The organism is Mesorhizobium caraganae, from assembly GCF_016836705.1.
GTDB classification, from domain to species: domain Bacteria; phylum Pseudomonadota; class Alphaproteobacteria; order Rhizobiales; family Rhizobiaceae; genus Mesorhizobium; species Mesorhizobium caraganae.
In genome coordinates, this window is the sequence record NZ_JAFCGY010000098.1 from 1 (window position 1) to 1,075 (window position 1,075).

2 protein-coding genes are annotated in these 1,075 nt (G+C 61.2%); both read left to right on the top strand.

Features of this window, described 5'->3' with window-relative positions; translation table 11 throughout:
• The first annotated feature begins 153 nt into the window (after nucleotides 1-153).
• The gene (locus JQK88_RS35445; protein ID WP_192258388.1) at nucleotides 154-645 is read left to right on the top strand and encodes an MOSC domain-containing protein; all 492 of its coding nucleotides are present in this window, start codon (nucleotides 154-156) and stop codon (nucleotides 643-645) included.
• Nucleotides 646-651: 6 nt separating this feature from the next.
• The coding region (locus JQK88_RS35450; RefSeq protein WP_203281228.1) for a ferredoxin reductase at nucleotides 652-1,075 on the top strand (424 nt) is incomplete at its 3' end.

The window sequence follows — 1,075 nt, forward strand, 5'->3', positions numbered from 1 at the left end:
TTGATAAGACCAGTTCCCCGGCAGAGTTCTCCCGGGACTAGGTCCGTTGCCATGACTCCCCGAAGGGTCGGGGGCAGAGATATAACAGCCCGTGCAGATCCTAAGTCCTGGTTCTCACTTTAAGGCTGCGGCCATGGTTTCGGAGGACAATGCATGATTTGGCAGGGAACGCTGCTTCACATCCACGTCGCACCGGCGGCGTCCTACGAGATGGAAGAGTTGATGGAGGCACAACTCGTTGCCGGGCGCGGCATTGTCGGGGATCGGTACTACCTTGGAACGGGGACCTACTCTGCGAAACCCGACGTTCGCGAAGTGACGCTGATCGAGGTTGAAGTCCTGGAAGCCATTGCACAGGGCGAGCCCAGGATTCCGGGTTTCAAGGCCAAGCTCGCGCCCGAAGATCATCGGCGGAACCTGACCACGCGCGGCGTACCGTTGGGTCATCTGGTCGGCAAACGTTTCCGGATCGGGGGAACCGTCCTGCGGGCGGCGCGGATGAATTTTCCCTGCAAGTATATCGAGCAACTGCTCGGCATCCCCGGTCTCTACGAGGGGCTTCTGAACCGCTCTGGCCTGAACTGCGCGATCGAGGTTGGCGGCGTGATCCGCCCCGGTGATGCGATTCTTCCAATTGACGGGTAAATCGATATGGCATCGCCCCGCATCATCATGAAACTGACTGTGACCGCCGCCCGCAAGGAGCCAGGCGACGTCCTGGTCATCGACCTGAAACACACGCGCAAACCTCTGCTGCCGCCCTTCGAACCGGGCTCTCACGTCGATGTTCATCTGCCTGATGGGAAAGTGCGCCAGTATTCGCTCTGCGGCGATCCGACAAATCTGAGCCGCTACACAATCGCGGTGAAGCGCGAAGATGTTGGTCGCGGCGGCTCGGCGTGGATCCACGAGGCAGTGGCCGTCGGATGCACACTCCCGGTCTCTGCTCCTCGCAATCATTTTCCGCTTGCCCAATGCGAAGGGCCAACCGTGCTGCTGGCGGGAGGCATCGGGATCACCCCGATCCTGGCAATGGCGCGCGCCCTGGAGCGGCAGGGCAGGCCGTACGAACTGC

Bases quoted from the DNA above. Each gene is read 5' to 3' on its own strand.
- JQK88_RS35445 (WP_192258388.1), top strand. From the start codon at position 154: ATGATTTGGCAGGGAACGCTGCTTCACATCCACGTCGCACCGGCGGCG.